This window comes from Scandinavium manionii, assembly GCF_024764775.1.
Classification (GTDB): domain Bacteria; phylum Pseudomonadota; class Gammaproteobacteria; order Enterobacterales; family Enterobacteriaceae; genus Scandinavium; species Scandinavium manionii.
This window is the reverse complement of sequence record NZ_JALIGC010000038.1, coordinates 137,299-157,552: the sequence shown is the minus strand read 5'-3', so window position 1 is coordinate 157,552 and position 20,254 is coordinate 137,299. Positions and strand designations below refer to the sequence as shown.

Genomic DNA, 20,254 nt, shown 5'->3' with positions numbered 1-20,254 from the left:
ATCTTCAATTGCAGGCAATAATTGTCCTCCGCAGAAAAAACCACGGAGAGTCAAAATTGGGGTCCAGGAATGGAAAGGGCGCTATGGTACTGGAAGCCAGGGTGTTAGTCACCTGTCAAAATAGCCCCAGTTGTCCTGTCAGTAGTGTAGCAAAATCATCATGGACAAAGGGCAAAATTCCATCGGCAATGGGTTCTAACTGTTTCGTCAGATAGTGTTCATAATCCAGCGGAGATTGCTGATAGGCCAATGGCTCCGGGCCGCTGGTGGTCCAGACATATTTAATACTGCCGCGTGATTGGTATTGTAAAGGGCGGCGAAGCCGGGCGTTATGTTCATCGGCAAGCCGCGCGGCTCGGACATGCGGCGGAATGTTGCGTTGATATTCCGCCAGCGGACGCCTGAGTTGTTTGCGGTACACCAGCCTGTCGTCGAACTCACCGGCCATCAGCTTATCAATGGTTTCGCGAATAAAATCCTGGTAAGGCTCGTTGCGGAAAATGCGCAAATACAGCGTTTGCTGGAACTGTTGCGCCAGCGGCGTCCAGTCCGTTCTCACCGTTTCCAGCCCTTTAAACACCATCTTCTGCTCATCACCCGTCTGGATCATACCCGCATAGCGTTTTTTACTGCCCGTCTCGGTGCCGCGAATGGTGGGCATCAGGAAGCGGCAAAAATGGGTTTCGAATTCCAGCTCCATCGCGCTGGTCAGCCCCTGTTTTTGCAGCTCTGCTGACCACCAATCGTTGACGAATTTTACCAGTTCACGGCCAATTCCCGCAGCATCTTCTTCGCTGTGCGCACGTTTCAACCACACAAAAGTGGAGTCCGTATCGCCGTAAATCACGTCGTAACCTTGCGATTCAACCAGCTCTTTGGTCTTACGCATGATCGCATGACCACGCATGGTTATTGATGAGGCCAGGCGCGGATCGAAAAAGCGGCAGGCGCTGGTGCCGAGTACGCCATAGAAGGCGTTCATGATAATTTTTAGCGCCTGGGAGAGCGGTTTATTACCCTGTAATTTGGCTTCATCGCGCCCGTGCCAGATTTGCCCGACGATGTCCGGCAGGCAATTCTGCGTGCGAGAAAACCATGCGCCAAGAAAACCCTCGGTGCTGTGTTCAGCGTCCGGCTGCGCCATGCCTTCCACCAGGCCGACAGGGTCAATCAGAAACGTGCGGATAATCGACGGATACAGGCTTTTGTAATCCAGCACCAGCACGGAGTCGTAGAGCCCAGGACGCGAATCCATGACATAGCCGCCAGGACTGGCCTGGGGTGGCACTTCGCCGAGATTAGGTGCGACGTAGCCCAACCGGTGCATCCGCGGAAAATAGAGGTGACCAAAGGCTGCAACCGAACCGCCGTGACGATCGGCAGGCAGGCCATTGACCGTCGCGCGTTCCAGTAAGAACGGCATAATCTCCGTTTTGTGGAAAATGCGCGTCACTAGCTCGCAGTCTTTGAGGTTATATTTCGCCAGTGCGGGTTTATCTTCGGCAAAACGGCGGTCAATTTCGTCCATCCTGTCCCACGGGTTATCGATAGACTTGCCTTCCCCGAGCAGCTCCCGTGATACGGATTCCAGTGAAAATGACGGGAAATTCCAGAATGCGGATTTCAGCGCTTCGATGCCGTCGATAATCAAACGACCGTTGGCCTGAGCGAAGAATACGCCGTTCTTAAAGCCGTGCTCACGCCAGTCAATCTCAACGTTTCCGCGCCCGAGTGTCAGCGGGATTCGGTAACGCTCGGCATGTTTTTGCAGGACTTTGAGGTCAAACTGCACCAGATTCCAGCCGATTACCACATCCGGATCGTGTTCGGCAAACCAGGCGTTCAACTTCTCGAGTAATTGCGGACGACTGGTGACATATTCCAGCCGAAAATCGAGCTGCGAAGGGTCGCCATTTTCAGGCCCCAGCATGTACACCACGCGCTGACCACAGCCTTCAAGGCCAATGCAGTAAAGCTCCCCGTGGCGCGTGGTTTCGATATCCAGCGATACCCACTTCAGCGGTGGGCGATAGTGCGGGCTCGGCTTCAGACGCGCGTTAATCAGCGAATTACCCTGACGCTCACCTTCCACCCAAACGGGAGCGGTGATAAAACGCTCCATCAGGTAGCGTTCTGGTGGACGGATATCCGCTTCATAAACGGTAATGCCCTCTTCGCGGAGCCGTTTTTCGAGGCGCATCAGCTGTCGGTGGGAGCGGCAGTAAAGGCCGAAGACCGGCTGGCGATGGAAGTCTTTCAATGAGAGAGGCGCCAGCCGAGCATCGCGCTCGCTGCGAAGCACGCGCTCGGTCTGAGCGCGTTGTGATTCAGGAATAAACGCCACCGAATCCTGCGGCGCAAGGGTGACCTGCAGCGGACCGTCGTCGGTTGCCAACCAGAATGTCACTTCTGTTCCCTGCGGGGTATCCCGCCAATGACGGGTTAATAAAAAACCTTCTCGCGCCTGCGTCACACGCTCTACTCAAATAGAAAACCAGGCCTGATTATAGCCTGGTTTAGCGTGAATTGCTGTGGTTTTATACAGGTATTACTGCCCGTAATAGGCTTTCGCACCGTGTTTGCGCAGGTAGTGTTTATCCAGCAACGTTTGCTGCATATCCGGAAGTTGTGGCGCCAACTGGCGACAGAAAATCCCCATGTAAGCGACTTCTTCGAGCACGATGGCATTGTGCACGGCATCTTCGGCATTTTTTCCCCAGGCAAACGGCCCATGGGAATGCACCAGCACGCCGGGCATTTGTGCGGCATCGATCCCCTGTTTTTCGAAGGTTTCGACAATCACATTCCCCGTTTCCCATTCGTACTGGCCGTTAATTTCGCCGTCGGTCATTTTGCGCGTGCAGGGAATTGCGCCGTAGAAATAGTCCGCGTGAGTGGTGCCGGTGGCCGGAATTGACTGACCCGCCTGCGCCCAGATGGTGGCGTGGCGCGAGTGGGTATGCACAATCCCGCCGATGGTCGGAAACGCCTGGTACAACAGGCGGTGCGTCGGCGTGTCCGATGACGGTTTTTTGTCGCCTTCCACCACTTCGCCCGTTGCGAGACTCACGACCACCATATCGTCTACGGTCATCAGGCTGTAATCGACGCCCGAAGGTTTAATGACGAGCACACCTTTTTCGCGGTCAACTGCGCTGACGTTGCCCCAGGTCAGGGTGACCAGATTGTGTTGCGGGAGCTGAAGATTGGCGTCCAGCACCTGCTGTTTTAACTGCTCTAACATAGTGAACTCCTTGCCCGATGGCGCGTTGCTTATCAGGCCTACACGCGTGTAGGCCCGGTAAACGGAGCGCCACCGGGCATCGTCTTAGCGTTTCGAACCGTAATAGACTTCGTTCCAGCGCAGCGCGTCTTTGAAGGCTGGCAGGCGCGTGTCGTTGTCGATGACGGTCAGCTCGATGTTGTGCAACTCGGCGAACTGGCGCATGTCGTCCAGGGTCAGCGCATGGCTGAATACGGTGTGGTGCGCGCCGCCTGCCACGATCCATGCTTCGGACGCAGTTTGCAGATCCGGATGGGCTTTCCACAGCGCATTCGCCACCGGCAGTTTCGGCAGGTTGTGCGGGGTCTGGACCGTTTCAATGGTGTTCACCAGCAAGCGGAAACGATCGCCCAGATCGATAAGGCTAGCGACCAGCGCCGGGCCGGTTTTGGTATCGAAGATCAGACGCGCCGGATCGGCTTTGCCACCGATGCCCAGATGCTGCACGTCGAGGATTGGTTTCTCGGCGGTGGCGATCGTCGGGCACACTTCCAGCATGTGCGAGCCCAGCACCAGATCGTTGCCGTTATCGAAGTGGTAGGTGTAATCCTCCATAAAGGAGGTTCCGCCATTCAGGCCGGTCGACATCACCTTCATGATGCGAAGCAGCGCCGCGGTTTTCCAGTCACCTTCGCCCGCAAAGCCGTAACCCTGCTGCATCAGACGTTGTACCGCCAGGCCAGGCAGCTGTTTCAGGCCGTGCAAATCTTCAAAAGTGGTGGTGAAGGCGTGGAAGCCGCCTTGTTCAAGAAAGCGTTTCATGCCCAGTTCGATACGCGCGGCATCCAGCACATTCTGGCGTTTATCTCCGTGCACCTGTGCCGCCGCCGTCAGGCGATAGCTGCTTTCGTATTCATCGACCAGCGCACTGATATCGCCGTCGCTGATTTCATTGACAACCTGCACTAAATCGCCCACTGCCCAGGTATTCACCGAGAAGCCAAATTTAATCTGCGCCGCCACTTTATCGCCGTCAGTCACCGCGACTTCGCGCATGTTGTCGCCGAAACGCACCACTTTCAGCTGGCGGGTGTCCTGTTTGGAAACTGCCTGGCGCATCCATGAGCCAATGCGCTGATGCGCCTGTTTGTCCTGCCAGTGGCCGGTGACGACGCCGTGCTGCTGACGCATACGCGCGCCGATGAAACCGAACTCGCGGCCGCCGTGCGCGGTCTGGTTGAGGTTCATAAAGTCCATATCGATGCTGTCCCACGGCAGGGCCGCGTTAAACTGGGTATGGAATTGCAGCAGCGGTTTATTGAGGATTGTCAGACCGTTGATCCACATTTTGGCTGGAGAGAAGGTGTGCAGCCACACCACCATACCGGCGCATTTATCGTCGTAATTGGCATCACGACAGATAGCGGAAATTTCGTCCGGCGTGGTGCCAAGCGGTTTCAGCACCAGCTTACACGGCAGTTTGGCTTCGGCATTCAGCGCATTAACGACGTGTTCCGCATGCTGTGTCACCTGACGCAGCGTTTCCGGGCCATACAGATGCTGGCTGCCAATCACAAACCACACTTCGTAGTTGTTAAAGATTGAGTTGTTAAAAATCGTCATCTTCATTTCCTTAATGAGTCATTGCTGCCTGAACCACCGGCTTGCTTTCCGTCGGGGCTGCAGAAGGGAGATAGTGTTGTTCGGCGCTTTTCGCCCATTGCTGGTAGCGCTGATAAAGCTGTTCAAAACGCAGGGCCTGAGCAGGGCGAGGCTCGAGCGTGTGCTCGACGCGACTGGCCATTTGCTGCTGCGCTTGTGGAATATCGGCGTGAACGCCTGCGGCCACGGCGGCAAAAATGGCGGCTCCCAGCGCACAGCACTGGTCAGAGGCGACGATTTGCAGTGGGCGATTGAGCACATCGCTGCAGGCCTGCATGATTTCGACGTTTTTACGGGCGATACCGCCCAGCGCCATCACGTTGTTCACCGGGATGCCCTGCGAGGTGAAGCACTCCATAATGGCGCGCGCGCCAAAGGCGGTGGCGGCGACCAGGCCGCCGAACAGGGCCGGAGCATCCGTCGCCAGGTTCAGGTCGGTAATCACGCCCTTCAGACGCTGGTTCGCATTCGGTGTGCGTCGGCCGTTAAACCAATCGAGGACTACCGGCAGATGTTCGAGAGAAGGTTGTTGCGCCCAGGCGGCGGTCAGCGCAGGCAGAAGCTGTTTCTGACTGGCTTTGATGTGTTCTTTCAGTTCAGGATGCTGGGTGGCGAGTTGCTCCAGCGGCCAGCCGAGAATGCGGCCAAACCAGGCGTAGATATCGCCAAAGGCAGACTGCCCGGCTTCCATCCCGATGAAGTCTGGCGTCACGCTGCCGTCCACCTGCCCGCAGATACCCTGCACGGTGCGGTCGCCGACGCTGGATTTGTCAGCGATCAGGATGTCGCAGGTCGAGGTGCCAATGACTTTGACCAGGGTATTCGGCTGCGCACCGGCCCCGACGGCACCCATATGGCAGTCAAACGCGCCGCCGGAAATGACCACGCTTTCAGGCAGGCCCAGGCGCTGCGCCCAGTCGGCGCTGAGCGTGCCCACCGGGATATCGGCAGTCCAGGTGTCGGTAAACAGCGGGTAATCGAGATGCTGATTGAGCAGCGGATCGAGCGCATCAAAGAAGCTGGCTGGCGGCAGGCCGTTCCAGCTTTCATGCCACAGGGATTTGTGTCCGGCGCTACAACGCCCGCGACGAATATCCTGCGGACGGGTGGTGCCGGAAAGCAGGGCAGGCACCCAATCGCACAATTCAATCCAGGAGGTGGCTGCCTGCGCCACGCTGCTGTCGGCGCGAGTCACATGCAGGATTTTTGCCCAGAACCATTCGCTGGAGTATATCCCGCCGATGTAGCGCGAGTAATCAACGTTACCCGGCTGATGGCACAGGCGGGTGATGGCTTCGGCTTCTTCGACGGCGGTGTGATCTTTCCACAGCACAAACATGGCGTTTGGGTTGTCGGAGAACTCAGGGCGTAGCGCCAGCACGTTGCCGTTGGCGTCAATCGGGGCCGGAGTTGAGCCGGTGCTGTCTACACCGATCCCGATGACCTCCGCCCGGCGAGAGCCGAGTTCGTCCAGCACGCTTTTCAGCGCAGTTTCCATTGACTCGATGTAGTCGAGAGGATGATGGCGGAACTGATTATTAGGGGCGTCGCAGTAGCGACCTTCCTGCCAGCGCGGATACCATTCCACGCTGGTGGCGATTTCATTCCCGGTGGCACATTCCACCGCCAGCGCTCGCACTGAATCACTACCAAAGTCGAGGCCAATTGCTATTGCCATCGTGTTGCTCCATGAAGAATGTCAGACATGGTGAAACAGTAGATATCAGGGAAAAAAAACGTCAGGCGGGAACCGCTAATCTTATGGATAATAATGCTGTGCCATTGCAAAGTGTGACGGCGTGCAAATATTCTCGTAGGCCATTTCGCCCTTTTTCACTTCGCTGGCAATATGGACAATTGATTTCCTGATGAGCATGCTGAGCGAGTATTTTTATGCCTGAACTCCAGAATGACCCGCTGTTACCCGGCTACTCTTTTAACGCCCATTTGGTGGCGGGGCTGACGCCAATTGAGGCCGAAGGCTATCTCGATTTTTTCGTGGACAGGCCGCTCGGCATGAAGGGATATATCCTCAACCTCACGGTGCGGGGAGAAGGGGTTATCGACAATCAGGGGCAACAGTTTGTATGCCGTCCGGGGGATATCTTGCTGTTTCCACCGGGCGAAGTTCATCACTACGGCCGTCACCCCGAGGCCAGTGAGTGGTATCACCAGTGGGTGTACTTCCGTCCACGCGCTTACTGGCACGAATGGCTGGCGTGGCCCGCGTTGTTTGCGCAGACCGGGTTTTATCGTCCAGACGATGCGCACCAGGCGCAGTTTGCCGAACTGTTTGGGCAGATAATCGATGCCGGGCAGGGCGTTGGGCGATATTCCGAATTACTGGCAATCAATCTGCTGGAACAGCTTTTACTGCGGCGTATGGAGGTCATCAACGAATCGCTGCTTCCGCCGATGGACCACCGGGTGCGCGATGCTTGCCAGTACATCAGCGATCATCTGGCGGACAGCCACTTTGATATTGCCAGCGTTGCGCAGCATGTGTGTCTGTCGCCGTCACGCCTGTCGCACCTGTTCCGCCAGCAGCTCGGCGTCAGCGTGCTGAGCTGGCGCGAAGACCAGCGCATCAGCCAGGCGAAGCTGTTGTTGAGCACGACCCGGATGCCAATCGCCAGCGTAGGGCGCAACGTCGGCTTCGAAGATCAGCTCTACTTTTCCCGCGTTTTCAAGAAGTGTACCGGTGCCAGCCCAAGCGAGTTTCGTGCTGGTGTAAACAATGTGTGAAAAAAGTGAACCCCTTTACGCGAATGCGGGTCATAACCTGTAAACTATTCAGACAATTGACGGCTTGACGAAGTAGGTGCCCCTCGGGAGAATCCCTGCTTCGTTTTCCTGGCGGGTACTCTATGCAAGCATTGCTGGAACATTTCATTACGCAGTCGGTGATGTATTCATTGATTGCGGTCGCGATGGTCGCATTTCTCGAGTCGCTGGCGCTGGTTGGGCTGATCCTGCCAGGCACCATTATGATGTCGGCGCTGGGCGCCCTGATTGGCAGCGGAGAAGTGAATTTCTGGCAGGCGTGGCTGGCGGGAATTATCGGCTGCCTGCTCGGGGACTGGATCTCTTTCTGGCTCGGCTGGCGTTTTAAAAAGCCGCTGCACCGCTGGTCGTTCATGAAAAAGAACAAAGCGCTGCTGGATAAAACCGAGCATGCGCTGCATCAGCACAGCATGATTACCGTGTTGATTGGGCGCTTCATTGGCCCGACACGTCCGCTGGTGCCGATGGTGGCCGGGATGCTCGACCTGCCGGTGTCCAAATTTATCATTCCTAATATCATCGGCTGCCTGTTCTGGCCGCCGGTCTACTTCCTGCCGGGCATCCTTGCCGGGGCGGCCATTGATATTCCTGCTGATGAACAAAGCGGTAGCTTTAAGTGGCTGCTGCTGCTGGCGGCAGGGATGGTGTGGTTAACAGCATGGCTCGGCTGGCGCTTATGGCGCAGCGGTAAATCAGGCAGCGATCGCCTGACGCGCTATTTGCCGCGCGCGCGTCTGCTTTGGCTGACGCCGTTGCTGTCGGTGTTGACCGTCGTGTCGTTGTATATGCTGTTCAAACATCCGCTGATGCCGGTGTATCTGGACATTCTCGGTAACGTTATTGCCCGCTGATACCTAACAGATGCGATGCGCTGGCTTTGCCGCTGAGCAACTCCTCCGTGGCACCGTCCCAGGCAATTCGCCCATCAGCTACCACCAGCGAGCGTGGAGCAATGCTAAGCGCATCCTCCACGCTGTGTGACACCATTAACAGCGTCAACTGCTGGCGGCGGCAGACGTCGCTGACTAACTTCAGCATCTCCTGACGCAGCGCCGGATCGAGTGCTGAAAACGGTTCATCCAGTAACAACACCGGCTGCTCACGCACCAGACAACGGGCCAACGCCGCACGCTGACGTTGCCCGCCTGACAACTCGCCCGGCACCCTTTCCAGCAGTGACTCAATTCCCATCTGATTGGCGATCACGTCCAGTTTAAGCTGCTGCGCGGCGTTCAGTTTCAGCCCCGGATGCATGCCGAGGCCAATGTTCTGCCGCACCGTCAGGTGGCTGAAAAGATTATTCTCCTGAAACAGCATCGACACCGGACGTTTTGCGGGCGGCGTGTCGGTATGCGGCTGATTGCCGATAAAAAGCGTCCCGCTTTCCGGGGTTAGAAAACCGGCGATCAGATTCAGCAGCGTACTTTTACCGGCGCCGCTTGGGCCGAGCACCGCGATGTGCTCCCCCTGTTTTACGGTGAGGGAAAAACGCATCGGCAGATGCTCGTAAAGCCAGGTGACATCATTCAGTTTTAGCATCACGACCCGGAAGTTTTTCAATAACGGTGAATAACAGGAAGCACAGCAGCAGCAGGATAAAGGCGGTTACGGCTCCGTCCTGGCTGCGATAGGCGCCAATCTGCTGATAAAGATAGAACGGTAGGGTGCGGAAATCCTCGTTGCCAAACAGTGCTACTACGCCAAAATCGCCAATCGACAACACGCAGGCAAACGCCAGCGCCTGTGCCATAGGCCGTTTCAGCGCGCGCAACTCCACCACCCGAAAACGGGTAAAGCCTTGCATCCCGAGCGACTGACATAGCAGGCTGTAACGCGCGGTGGCGTCGCGCATCGGGCTTTCCAGCACCTTCAGCGCATAGGGGATAGCCATCAGCGCATTGGTGAAAATCACAATTCCGTCGGCGGTGCTCGGTAAACCAACGCTATTGTTGAGCAGTAAAAAAAAGCCCGTCGCTAGCACGATGCCCGGCATGGCGAGAATTAGCATTCCGCTCAGTTCCAGCGCTTGCCCGGCCAGATTTCGCTTCCTGGCATGCAGTTCGCGACTGCTCCACAGCAGCATCAAGGTCAGCGTAATACATAAAAAACCTGCAGCCACCGCGATGCGTAGTGACGTCCACACCGCCTGCCAGAGTACCGGCTGCGCCAGTACCTGCGGCAGGCTGCGGTTCAGGCCATCGGCAATCACCGCCATCAGCGGCGGCAGCAGCAGCAGCAGGGCGAGGGCGATCAGCGTGATATCAATAACGCGGCTGTGCAGCCTGTCGTCCGGATCGCGCCAGCCGACGTGCTGAGTGTTTCCCGGCATCAGCGATTTGCTCAGGCGTTGGCTGATGAGCATCAACCCCAGACAGCACAGCATCTGGACGATCGCCAGCATCGCCGCGCGGCCCGGGTCATAATCAAAATTGAGCGCCTGATAGATGGCAAGCTCAATGGTGGTGGCCTGCGGACCACCGCCGAGCGACAGCACGGTAGCGAAACTCGCGAAGCACAGCATGAAAATAAGTGCGGCAATCGCCGGAATTTGTCGCCGCATCCACGGCCATTCGACGAAGCGGAAAAAGGTGAAGCCGCGCATCCCTAGCTGCGCCGCCAGTTGGCGCTGCTCGCCAGGAATTTGCTCCAGCGCCTGCAATAGCAAACGCGTCGCCATCGGCATATTAAAGAATACATGCGCCAGCAAAATGCCCTGTAAACCGTAAGGCGAGAATGTCCATTCCCAACCGAATAAGTGCCACAACTGGGCCAGCCAGCCCTGTCGCCCGTAAACGCTGAGAATGCCAAACACCGCCACCAATACCGGCAGAATTAAGGTCATCGCGCACAGGCGAAGCAGGATTTGACGGCCCGGGAATCGGCGTCGATATAGCGAGCGGGCGAGGAAAATGGCCGGAATAACCGACAGCGTGGCGGAGAGAAACGCCTGCCAGAAGGAGAATCTGACCACGTGCCACAGATAGCTGTCGTGCAGAAAACGGCTCCAGCTTGCCGACGGAGCGTTAAACCACAAGGCCAGAAACGCGGCCAGCGCGACGGCCACCATTAAGGTCGCAACCGTCACGCCTGGCAGCAGCCAGCCGGCGATTACTGGCTGACGGCGCGTTGCCATTCGGCAATCCAGTTCTGACGTTCGGAGGCGACCTGCTGCGGCGTGTATTCCAGCGTATTTTTCGGTTTCACCAGGCCGTTAAAAGCGTCTGGCAGCGTGACCTGAGTGACCGGATACATCCAGTTGCCGGTCGGGATCGCCTTCTGGAACGCCGGGCTAACCATGAATTTCAGGAATTTTTCGGCCAGCTCAGGCTGTTTGCTTGAAGCGGTGCGCGCGGCAACTTCCACCTGCAAGTAATGGCCTTCGGCAAAATCGGCGGCGGCGTAGTTATCTTTTTTCTCTTCGATAATGTGATACGCCGGGGAAGTGGTGTAGCTCAGTACCAGATCGCTTTCGCCTTTCAGGAACAGGCCGTAAGCCTCGCTCCAGCCTTTGGTGACGGTGACGGTTTTGGCGGCCAGTTTCTGCCACGCTTCAGGGGTATTGTCGCCGTACACTTTTTGCATCCACAGCAGCAGGCCCAGACCTGGCGTGCTGGTGCGAGGATCTTCATAGATAACGCGCCATTTCTGCGGGCTTTCGACCAGGTCTTTCAGGCTCTTCGGTGGATTCTTCAGCTTGTTCTTGTCATAGACGAACGCAAAGTAGCCGTAGTCGAACGGGACGAAGGTGTCATTTTTCCATCCGCCTGGTACATTAACGCCGGTGGTCGGCACGCCGCTTTTGGCGAACAGCCCGGTTTGCGTGGCGGCGTCGAGCAGATTGTTGTCGAGCCCCAGAACCACGTCGGCTTTGCTGTTTTTGCCTTCCATACGCAGACGGTTGAGTAGCGACACGCCGTCTTCCAGCGCCACGTATTTCAGCTCGCAGTTGCAGTCGGTTTCAAAGGCTTTTTTCACCGCAGGCCCTGGTCCCCAGTCGGCGGAGAAAGAATCATAGGTATAAACGGTGAGAACAGGCTTCGCGAAAACGGGTACGCTCGCCAGGAACAGTAACGGCAGGAATTTTTTAAGCACTTTGCACCTCAAATTAAGGGGTGGCAAAGGATTTTGAGTGAGCCCCAAATCCCTTCGCCGGCGTTATCCGGATCAGGTTCGACGGGTATTATCTCAGCCCATACACTTCATCCTTCAAGCTGCCTCTGCGTTGGCTTCTGCATCTCGAATGATTTTGTATATCAGCACCCCGTTGAGAACGGCGCTATTGTAATGAGTTTGTGACTTTTCAGAAAGCCTTATGGATCCGGCGGGGCAAACCATGCCGATTTAAAGTCAAACCAGCCCAGGGTGTTCATGCGCAGGCCGCGCATACTTCGCTGTCCTTGAATGCGCAGCCAGTGGTGAATCAGTGGCACCACCGAACGTTGGGCTATCAACTGTTGTGACCAGTTGGCCAGATTTATCTCTCCGGACTGCCAGTCGGCGGCGGCCTGCTGCCAGTCCAGCGGAATACAGTGCTGAATTAGCGGCACTTCGAACAGATGGGCAAACAGCGAGAAATCCAGTGGCAGTGTGAAGTTGGCGCTGTTTAACCACATGTCGCTGTGAATATCGCCGAGATGCCACTCGTCGTAGTTTATCTCCCGGATCTCCAGCGTCACCTGATGCTCGGCGAGTAGGCGACTCATGATCAGCCCAATGTTTTTGTGTTCAAGATGTTCCCGATAATAGGTCAGCGTCAGCGTTTCCAGCCCAGCGGGTTTGTCGCCCTTGCCCGGACGCGCATGGTGCCAGCGCGGCAACAGGCCGTAAGCCGGAAACCAGTCACCCTGATACTGCTCGTCGGCGTGGTACAGCAGATTGGCAGGAGAGAGAATTTGGCTGACCCAGCGGCGAACGTCGTCAGACACCCCTTTCTGGCTGCGGGCATCAAACAGCAGGTAATAGCAGCCTTCCTCCAGGCGACTTTCGACCGCTTTTTCGCCTTCGGTCGAGCCTTCCAGCGTCAGGCCGCAGGTCACTTCGTCCCCGATTTCCGGCAGTACCCACACATTCACTTCATCGATCAGCGCGCGATAGCCGAAGAAGTCGTCAAAGGCGTGGATTTTGAGTTGGTTCTGATTATTGCGCGAAACGGCGTAAGGCCCGGTGCCCACCGGCATGCTGGAAAAGTTGTTCATGGTTTCCCATTCGCGCGGCAGGATCATCGCCGGGATATGACCCAGCAGCCACGGTAGCCAGACATCGGGGCGAGAAAGGTGAATATCCAGCGTCCAGGTGGTAGGCGATTCGATGCGGGTAATGTGGGAATACAGCGGTAGGGGATTGATTCGCTGTAAGGAGTGAACCACATCGTCCATCTCCAGTTCACGACCGTGATGAAAATGAATGCCTGGACGAAGATAAAAACGCCAGTGCAAAGGGGAAATTTGCTGCCAGTGATGCGCAATATCCGCTTCCAGTTCCCCATTTTCCTCATTTATACGGGTCAATGCGCTGAAAATTTGCCGCGCAATGTGGGTTTCCGAGCGCCGTAAAGGCGTGCCGGGCAGTAAATTACGCATCGGGCGGTAGTAAAGCACCCGCATAATGTGTCGCCCCTGACGGAAACTGCGGCCCAGATGTGAGACCAGCATTTGCCGCACGGTGGCTTTATCGCCCACCAGTTGCACCAGTTGATCGATTCTGTCTTGCTCAAGTAAGTCTTCCGCCCGCTGCTGCTGGAGCGCCAGCCCGGTATAGAGAAACGTCAGGCGGGACCGCTTGCCACGCCCGGCTTCCGCCTGCCAGGTCAGCCAACCGCGGTCCTCCATGGTGTTCAACAACGTTCGCATATGGCGACGCGAACAGCTGAGCAGTTCGGCCAGCTCGTTGAGCGTGGTGTCATGGGATTTCCCGTCACAGCATTGCCATAAACGGATGAACTGTTGTTGCAGACGACCAGAGGACATAAAAGGGGAACTCCTGACGAAAACCCAGCAATTTATTTATCCTCATATTAAGCCAATAATCAATCTCGATGAAGTGAGGAGATGAATATGAAGAAGCTAACTGCTTGTGAGTTTTATCGACAGTACTTTTCGGCGACGCAGGGAGCGTCATGGCTGGCCCGCCTGGTCGCAGGAACGCGCCTGAAAATGCTGGAAGATTTGATGCAGTGGGACGTTACATGCCCGGCTTCGGATCCTCATTAACTTGACTTGATCATGTGTGACTGAGTATTGGTATCAGGCGATAGCCTTGAAAGACCCGCCAGCAGAATGCTTCTGCTGGCTTTTTTCGTTTCCCTTTTGCGAGTAAGGATTAATCATGCTCTGGCTGATGACGATGGCACGACGACTGAACGGGGTGTACGCCGCGTTCATGTTGGTGGCATTTATGATGGGGATTGCGGGTGCATTACAGATGCCGACGTTGAGCCTGTTTCTCAGCCGCGAAGTGGGCGCGCAGCCGTTCTGGATTGGCCTGTTTTATACCGCCAACGCCATCGTCGGGATTGCCGTGAGTCTGGTGCTGGCGAAGCGCTCGGACAACCAGGGCGACCGCCGCAAGCTGATACTGTTCTGCTGCCTGATGGCGGTGGGCAACGCGCTGCTGTTTGCCTTTAATCGACATTATCTGACGCTTATCACCTGCGGCGTGCTGCTGGCGTCGCTGGCGAATAGCGCCATGCCTCAGCTGTTTGCCCTTGCGCGTGAATACGCCGACAGTTCGGCACGCGAAGTCGTGATGTTCAGTTCGGTGATGCGTGCGCAGCTTTCGCTGGCGTGGGTGATTGGCCCGCCGCTGGCCTTTATGCTGGCGCTTAATTACGGCTTCACCGTGATGTTTTCCGTTGCCGCCGGGATTTTTATCCTGAGTCTGGTCCTGATTGCGTTTGCGCTGCCGTCGGTGGCGCGCGTTGAACAACCCGCCACGGTGGCGTTGACGCAGGTCAGCGGCTGGAGCGATAAAAACGTGCGTATGCTGTTTGTGGCCTCCACCCTGATGTGGACCTGCAATACCATGTACATCATTGATATGCCGCTGTGGATCAGCAGCGATTTAGGCCTGCCGGATAAGCTCGCAGGTTTTTTGATGGGCACCGCTGCGGCACTTGAGATCCCGGCGATGATCCTTGCGGGTTATTACGTTAAACGCTTTGGGAAACGTCGGATGATGGTGACCGCTGTGGCAGCGGGCGTGCTGTTTTATATTGGGCTTATTCTGTTCCATAGCCGCGAGGCGTTGTTGATATTACAGCTGTTTAACGCGGTGTTCATTGGGATAATCGCTGGCATAGGCATGCTGTGGTTCCAGGACTTGATGCCGGGCAGAGCGGGTTCTGCCACAACGCTTTTCACCAACAGCATTTCTACCGGGGTAATCCTCGCAGGGGTGATTCAGGGAATGGTGTCGCAAAGCTGGGGACACCAGTACGTATATTGGGTGATTGCGGCAGTGTCAGTGGTGACGCTGGCGCTGACGTGTCGGGTAAAGGATGTTTGATGTTGATAGTTGCCCGGCAAGCATCGCGCCGCCGGGCACGGCATCACGCCATAAACGCAGGCTGTTTGTTTTCGTACTCTGAAATGGACGCTTCATGCTGGAGCGTCAGTCCGATGCTGTCCAGACCGTTCAGCATGCAATGGCGGCGGAAGGCGTCGAGGGTAAAGCTGTAGGTTTTATCGCCCGCTTTGACCACCAGTGCTTCCAGATCCACTTCAAACGTCATGCCCGGATTGGCCTGAACCTGCTTAAACAAATCATCGACCTGCTCATCGCTCAGGGTCACCGGCAGCAGCTGGTTGTTAAAGCTGTTGCCGTAGAAGATGTCAGCGAAGCTTGGGGCAATCACCACTTTAAAACCGTAATCGGTCAACGCCCACGGCGCGTGTTCACGCGATGAACCGCAGCCGAAGTTTTCACGCGCCAGCAGGATCGATGCGCCTTTAAATTCCGGGAAGTTCAGTACGAATTCCGGGTTTGGCTGTTCGCCTTTATCATCGAGGAAACGCCAGTCGTTAAACAGATGCGCGCCAAAACCGGTGCGGGTGACCTTCTGCAAAAACTGCTTCGGGATGATCGCGTCTGTATCCACGTTAGCCGCATCCAAAGGGACAACCAGGCCGGTGTGTTGGGTAAATTTCTCTGCCATGATGGTGTCCTTATTTCATGCTACGAATGTCGGCGAAATGGCCGGTAACGGCAGCCGCTGCGGCCATTGCCGGGCTAACCAGATGCGTGCGTCCACCGCGGCCCTGACGGCCTTCGAAGTTGCGGTTGCTGGTCGATGCGCAGCGCTCACCTGGCTCCAGGCGGTCGTTGTTCATCGCCAGGCACATGGAGCAGCCCGGCAAACGCCATTCAAAACCGGCTTCAATGAAAATCTTATCCAGACCTTCGGCTTCTGCCTGTGCTTTCACAGGGCCAGAGCCAGGAACAACCAGAGCCTGTACGCCTGGAGCGACTTTACGGCCTTTGGCAATTTCTGCCGCTGCGCGCAAATCTTCGATACGGGAGTTGGTGCAGGAGCCGATAAAGACTTTGTCGATAGCGACGTCGGTCAGCGGCACGCCTGGTTTCAGGCCCATATACGCCAGTGCTTTTTCGGCGCTGGCACGCTCAACCGGATCGGCGAACGATGCGGGATCGGGCACGTTGTCGTTAACGGAAATCACCTGGCCTGGGTTGGTTCCCCAGGTCACCTGCGGTGCAATTTCCTCTGCTTGCAGGATGACGACGGTGTCGAAAGCTGCGCCTTCGTCGGTGTTCAGGGTTTTCCAGTACGCGACAGCGTCTTCAAAATGTTGCTCTTTCGGTGCGTGCAGACGGCCCTTCACGTAATTGAAGGTGGTGTCATCCGGCGCAACCAGGCCCGCTTTGGCACCCATTTCGATGGCCATGTTGCACAGGGTCATGCGGCCTTCCATGGTCAACGCCTGAATGGCATCGCCGCAGAATTCCACCACGTGACCAGTACCGCCTGCGCTTCCTGTTTTACCGATAATCGCCAGCACGATGTCTTTGGCGGTGATGCCCGGTGCAGCTTTGCCTTTGACTTCGATTTTCATGGTTTTCGCGCGGCCCTGTTTCAGGGTCTGCGTCGCCAGCACATGTTCAACTTCTGAGGTGCCGATCCCGAATGCCAGTGCGCCAAATGCGCCGTGGGTCGCGGTGTGGGAATCGCCACAAACGATGGTCATGCCCGGCAGGGTGATACCCTGTTCCGGCCCCATCACATGAACGATGCCCTGATACGGGTGGTTCAGGTCGTACAGCTCAACGCCGAACTCACTACAGTTTTTGATAAGCTCCTGCATCTGGATGCGGGCCATTTCGCCGGACGCGTTGATGTCTTTGGTCTGGGTCGACACATTGTGATCCATGGTCGCGAAGGTTTTACCCGGCTGACGCACTGGACGATGGTGTGCGCGCAGGCCGTCAAACGCCTGCGGGGACGTCACTTCGTGGACCAGATGACGGTCGATGTACAGCAGCGGGGTTTCGTTTGGCGCTTCGTGCACAATGTGCGCATCAAACAATTTTTCATATAACGTCTTCGCCATGATTACACCCCTTCAGCTACATAGCGGGCAATGATATCGCCCATTTCTTCGGTACTGACGGCCGCGTTGCCGCGCGCTAAATCGCCGGTACGCACACCTTGCTCTAACGCGTGGTTGATAGCGCTTTCGATAGCGGTAGCCGCATCGTTTGCATCCAGGCTGTAGCGCAACAGCAGCGCCAGGGACAGGATTTGCGCAATCGGATTCGCGATGTTTTTACCTGCGATATCCGGTGCGGAACCGCCTGCAGGTTCATACAGACCAAAACCTTGTTCGTTGAGGCTGGCAGACGGCAACATGCCCATCGAACCGGTGATCATCGCGCACTCGTCAGAAAGAATGTCGCCGAACAGGTTGGAGCACAGCAGGACGTCGAACTGAGACGGGTCCTTAATCAGCTGCATGGTGGCGTTGTCGATGTACATGTGCGCCAGCTCAACATCCGGATACTCTTTGGCTATTTCGTTAACGATTTCGCGCCATAAAATAGAAGACTGCAGCACGTTCGCTTTATCAATCGAGGTCACTTTGTGACGACGCTTGCGGGCTGATTCAAACGCGATGCGAGCGATACGTTCAATCTCAAAGCGGTGATAAACCTCGGTGTCGAATGCTTTCTCATGCTGGCCGCTGCCTTCGCGACCTTTTGGCTGACCGAAATAGATACCGCCGGTCAGTTCACGCACGCACAAAATGTCGAAGCCGTTAGCGGCGATGTCTGCACGCAGCGGGCAAAATTCTTCCAGGCCCTGATACAGCTTGGCCGGGCGCAGGTTAGAGAACAGCTTAAAGTGCTTACGCAGTGGCAGCAGCGCGCCGCGCTCTGGCTGCTCTGCCGGTGGCAGGTGTTCCCATTTCGGACCACCGACGGAACCGAACAGAATGGCATCAGCCTGCTCGCAGCCTTCAACGGTGGCCTGTGGCAGCGGTTTGCCGTGCTTGTCGATGGCGATACCACCGACATCATAGTGGCTGGTGGTGATGCGCATTTCAAAACGCTGACGAACGGCTTCCAGTACTTTCAGGGCTTGCGCCATCACTTCCGGGCCAATACCGTCACCCTGCAAAACTGCAATATGGTAATTCTTCGACATTACACGGTTTCCTTTTTGTTCTCGTTATTCTGCGCTTTGCGCTGCAACTCTTTTTCGACTTCATTGGCGCGCCAGATGCTGTTCAGCACGTGAACCATGGCTTTTGCGGAGGATTCAACGATATCCGTTGCCAGGCCGACACCGTGGAAACGGCGGCCGTTATAGTTAGCAACGATATCCACCTGACCCAGCGCATCTTTGCCGTGACCTTTGGCAGTCAGACCGTATTTGACCAGTTCGATGTCAAACTGGGTGAGGCGATTTATGGCCTGATAAACCGCATCGACCGGGCCGTTGCCGTTCGCGGCTTCGGCTTTCACTTCATCTCCGCAGGCCAGTTTAACCGAGGCGGTAGCGATGTCGTTGGAACCAGACTGCACGCTGAAATAGTCCAGGCGGAAATGCTCAGGTTCTTCCTGCTGCTTATTAATGAAGGCCAGGGCTTCCAGGTCGTAATCGAAAACCTGCCCTTTTTTGTCGGCCAGTTTCAGGAATGCGTCGTACAAATTGTCCAGGCTGTAATCGGACTCTTTGTAGCCCATTTCGTCCATGCGGTGTTTCACTGCCGCGCGGCCAGAGCGTGAGGTCAGGTTCAGCTGCACCTGATTCAGACCGATGGATTCCGGGGTCATGATTTCGTAATTTTCGCGATTCTTCAGCACGCCGTCCTGGTGGATACCGGAGGAGTGGGCGAAAGCGCCGGTGCCGACAATCGCTTTGTTCGCCGGAATAGGCATGTTGCAAATCTGGCTGACAGTCTGGCTGGTGCGCCAGATTTCGTTATGATTGATTCGGGTCTGCACATTCATGATGTCTTTGCGGACCTTGATAGCCATGATGACTTCTTCCAGCGAGCAGTTACCTGCGCGTTCGCCGATTCCGTTCATGGCCCCTTCAACCTGGCGCGCACCGGCGTGAACCGCAGCGATGGCGTTGCCGACAGCCAGGCCCAGATCGTCATGGGTGTGGACGGAGATAATGGCTTTATCAATGTTCGGCACACGCTCGTACAGGCCGGTAATGATGTTGGCGAACTCGAACGGCATGGTGTAGCCAACGGTGTCCGGGATGTTGATGGTGCGCGCCCCGGCGTTAATCGCGGCTTCTACGACGCGGGACAAATCGTCAATCGGTGTACGGCCTGCATCTTCACATGAGAACTCAACGTCGTCGGTGTAGTTGCGAGCGCGTTTAATCATGTAAATGGAGCGCTCGATGACTTCATCCAGCGTGCTGCGCAGTTTGGTGGCGATGTGCATCGGTGAGGTGGCAATAAAAGTATGAATTCGGAACGCTTCCGCGACTTTCAGGGACTCAGCCGCCACATCAATGTCTTTCTCGACACAGCGCGCTAAACCACACACACGGCTGTTTTTGATGTTGCGCGCGATGGTCTGTACGGATTCGAAGTCGCCCGGGGAAGACACAGGGAAACCGACTTCCATTACGTCTACACCCATGCGCTCAAGGGCCAGAGCGATCTGCAGTTTCTCTTTTACGCTCAGGCTTGCCTGTAACGCCTGTTCACCGTCACGTAAGGTGGTATCGAAGATAACGACTTGTTGGCTCATGTTTTTAGGTCCTTGTCAGTCTTGGGTCGCCTTGTTACGAGCATAAAAAAACCCGCGCTAAGGCGCGGGTTTTTAGTCTTACTGGGAGATGACTTAACGCAAAACGTCGCCCACCAGTCTACCGCGCAGAGTGATTGCGTTTAGTAGTAGTAGACCGGTGAAACGAGAGGTGCGGATCATTGCGTCATGCTCCAGATGAATGCGTTATGCTTTTAGTGGTACTGGATACGCAGATTGATGTCAACCTTTTCTGAGGCGAAAGAGGGGATAAGTGGTCGGAGAATGAGAAAGTTCTTTAGCTAATTGTGCTGGTGCTTCTCTTTTTTATCGAAGATTATCGTTATGTTGTTTCGCGGG

At 56.1% G+C, this 20,254-nt stretch carries 17 protein-coding genes and 1 riboswitch; of the genes, 4 read left to right on the top strand and 13 right to left on the bottom strand.

Annotated features, from left to right (window positions below):
* Nucleotides 1-115 precede the first annotated feature (115 nt).
* The 4 genes from polB to araB form a co-directional block, all read right to left on the bottom strand.
* The gene (gene polB / locus MUU51_RS12615) at nucleotides 116-2,473 is read right to left on the bottom strand and encodes a DNA polymerase II (RefSeq protein WP_258967864.1); all 2,358 of its coding nucleotides are present in this window, start codon (nucleotides 2,471-2,473) and stop codon (nucleotides 116-118) included.
* 75 nt (nucleotides 2,474-2,548) lie between these two features.
* On the bottom strand, nucleotides 2,549-3,244 hold the full coding sequence (araD, locus tag MUU51_RS12610; RefSeq protein ID WP_159771160.1) for an L-ribulose-5-phosphate 4-epimerase: 696 nt from the start codon (nucleotides 3,242-3,244) through the stop codon (nucleotides 2,549-2,551).
* A gap of 84 nt (nucleotides 3,245-3,328) precedes the next feature.
* A complete protein-coding gene (araA, locus tag MUU51_RS12605) occupies nucleotides 3,329-4,846 on the bottom strand; it encodes an L-arabinose isomerase (protein ID WP_159771157.1) in 1,518 nt (505 codons plus the stop codon).
* A gap of 10 nt (nucleotides 4,847-4,856) precedes the next feature.
* Nucleotides 4,857-6,563, bottom strand: a complete 1,707-nt coding sequence (araB, locus tag MUU51_RS12600; RefSeq protein ID WP_258967863.1) for a ribulokinase — start codon at nucleotides 6,561-6,563, stop codon at nucleotides 4,857-4,859.
* A 215-nt stretch (nucleotides 6,564-6,778) separates the two neighbouring features.
* Between araB and araC the strand changes: the two genes are divergently transcribed.
* On the top strand, nucleotides 6,779-7,630 hold the full coding sequence (gene araC / locus MUU51_RS12595; RefSeq protein ID WP_258967862.1) for an arabinose operon transcriptional regulator AraC: 852 nt from the start codon (nucleotides 6,779-6,781) through the stop codon (nucleotides 7,628-7,630).
* Between the two features lie 122 nt (nucleotides 7,631-7,752).
* Nucleotides 7,753-8,520: a DedA family protein gene (locus tag MUU51_RS12590; protein ID WP_159771148.1), complete on the top strand. Its 768-nt coding sequence runs from the start codon at nucleotides 7,753-7,755 to the stop codon at nucleotides 8,518-8,520.
* Here the strand turns inward: MUU51_RS12590 and thiQ are convergent.
* From thiQ to sgrR, 4 genes are all read right to left on the bottom strand, one after another.
* Entirely contained in the window at nucleotides 8,507-9,208 is a 702-nt protein-coding gene (gene thiQ, locus MUU51_RS12585) for a thiamine ABC transporter ATP-binding protein ThiQ (RefSeq protein ID WP_159771145.1), read from the bottom strand. The two genes, MUU51_RS12590 and thiQ, sit on opposite strands and share 14 nt — an antisense overlap.
* Nucleotides 9,192-10,802, bottom strand: a complete 1,611-nt coding sequence (gene thiP, locus MUU51_RS12580) for a thiamine/thiamine pyrophosphate ABC transporter permease ThiP (RefSeq protein WP_258967861.1) — start codon at nucleotides 10,800-10,802, stop codon at nucleotides 9,192-9,194. The genes thiQ and thiP overlap by 17 nt, the downstream gene beginning before the upstream one ends.
* Nucleotides 10,778-11,761, bottom strand: a complete 984-nt coding sequence (gene thiB, locus MUU51_RS12575) for a thiamine ABC transporter substrate binding subunit (protein WP_159771139.1) — start codon at nucleotides 11,759-11,761, stop codon at nucleotides 10,778-10,780. The genes thiP and thiB overlap by 25 nt, the downstream gene beginning before the upstream one ends.
* A gap of 31 nt (nucleotides 11,762-11,792) precedes the next feature.
* Nucleotides 11,793-11,943: riboswitch (TPP riboswitch) on the bottom strand.
* 36 nt (nucleotides 11,944-11,979) lie between these two features.
* Complete coding sequence (sgrR, locus tag MUU51_RS12570) at nucleotides 11,980-13,635, bottom strand: HTH-type transcriptional regulator SgrR (protein WP_159771136.1); 1,656 nt, start codon at nucleotides 13,633-13,635, stop codon at nucleotides 11,980-11,982.
* An 87-nt stretch (nucleotides 13,636-13,722) separates the two neighbouring features.
* On the opposite strand from sgrR, the gene sgrT reads away from it, so the two are divergent.
* Together sgrT and MUU51_RS12560 are read left to right on the top strand one after the other, a co-directional pair.
* Nucleotides 13,723-13,878, top strand: a complete 156-nt coding sequence (gene sgrT / locus MUU51_RS12565; RefSeq protein WP_159771133.1) for a glucose uptake inhibitor SgrT — start codon at nucleotides 13,723-13,725, stop codon at nucleotides 13,876-13,878.
* 115 nt (nucleotides 13,879-13,993) lie between these two features.
* Nucleotides 13,994-15,172 (top strand): sugar efflux transporter, encoded by a 1,179-nt coding sequence (locus MUU51_RS12560; RefSeq protein WP_258967860.1) that lies wholly within the window; start codon nucleotides 13,994-13,996, stop codon nucleotides 15,170-15,172.
* 43 nt (nucleotides 15,173-15,215) lie between these two features.
* Here MUU51_RS12560 and leuD read toward each other — a convergent pair whose 3' ends face one another.
* From leuD to leuL, 5 genes are all read right to left on the bottom strand, one after another.
* Entirely contained in the window at nucleotides 15,216-15,821 is a 606-nt protein-coding gene (gene leuD, locus MUU51_RS12555) for a 3-isopropylmalate dehydratase small subunit (RefSeq protein WP_258967859.1), read from the bottom strand.
* Nucleotides 15,822-15,831: 10 nt separating this feature from the next.
* Nucleotides 15,832-17,232: a 3-isopropylmalate dehydratase large subunit gene (gene leuC, locus MUU51_RS12550; protein WP_258967858.1), complete on the bottom strand. Its 1,401-nt coding sequence runs from the start codon at nucleotides 17,230-17,232 to the stop codon at nucleotides 15,832-15,834.
* A 2-nt stretch (nucleotides 17,233-17,234) separates the two neighbouring features.
* Nucleotides 17,235-18,326, bottom strand: a complete 1,092-nt coding sequence (gene leuB, locus MUU51_RS12545) for a 3-isopropylmalate dehydrogenase (RefSeq protein WP_258967857.1) — start codon at nucleotides 18,324-18,326, stop codon at nucleotides 17,235-17,237.
* The gene (gene leuA / locus MUU51_RS12540) at nucleotides 18,326-19,897 is read right to left on the bottom strand and encodes a 2-isopropylmalate synthase (protein WP_159771118.1); all 1,572 of its coding nucleotides are present in this window, start codon (nucleotides 19,895-19,897) and stop codon (nucleotides 18,326-18,328) included. The genes leuB and leuA overlap by 1 nt, the downstream gene beginning before the upstream one ends.
* A gap of 93 nt (nucleotides 19,898-19,990) precedes the next feature.
* Nucleotides 19,991-20,077 carry a leu operon leader peptide gene (leuL, locus tag MUU51_RS22195; protein ID WP_159771633.1) on the bottom strand — a complete coding sequence of 29 codons (87 nt, stop codon included), beginning with the start codon at nucleotides 20,075-20,077 and terminating at the stop codon, nucleotides 19,991-19,993.
* Between the last annotated feature and the right edge of the window lie 177 nt (nucleotides 20,078-20,254).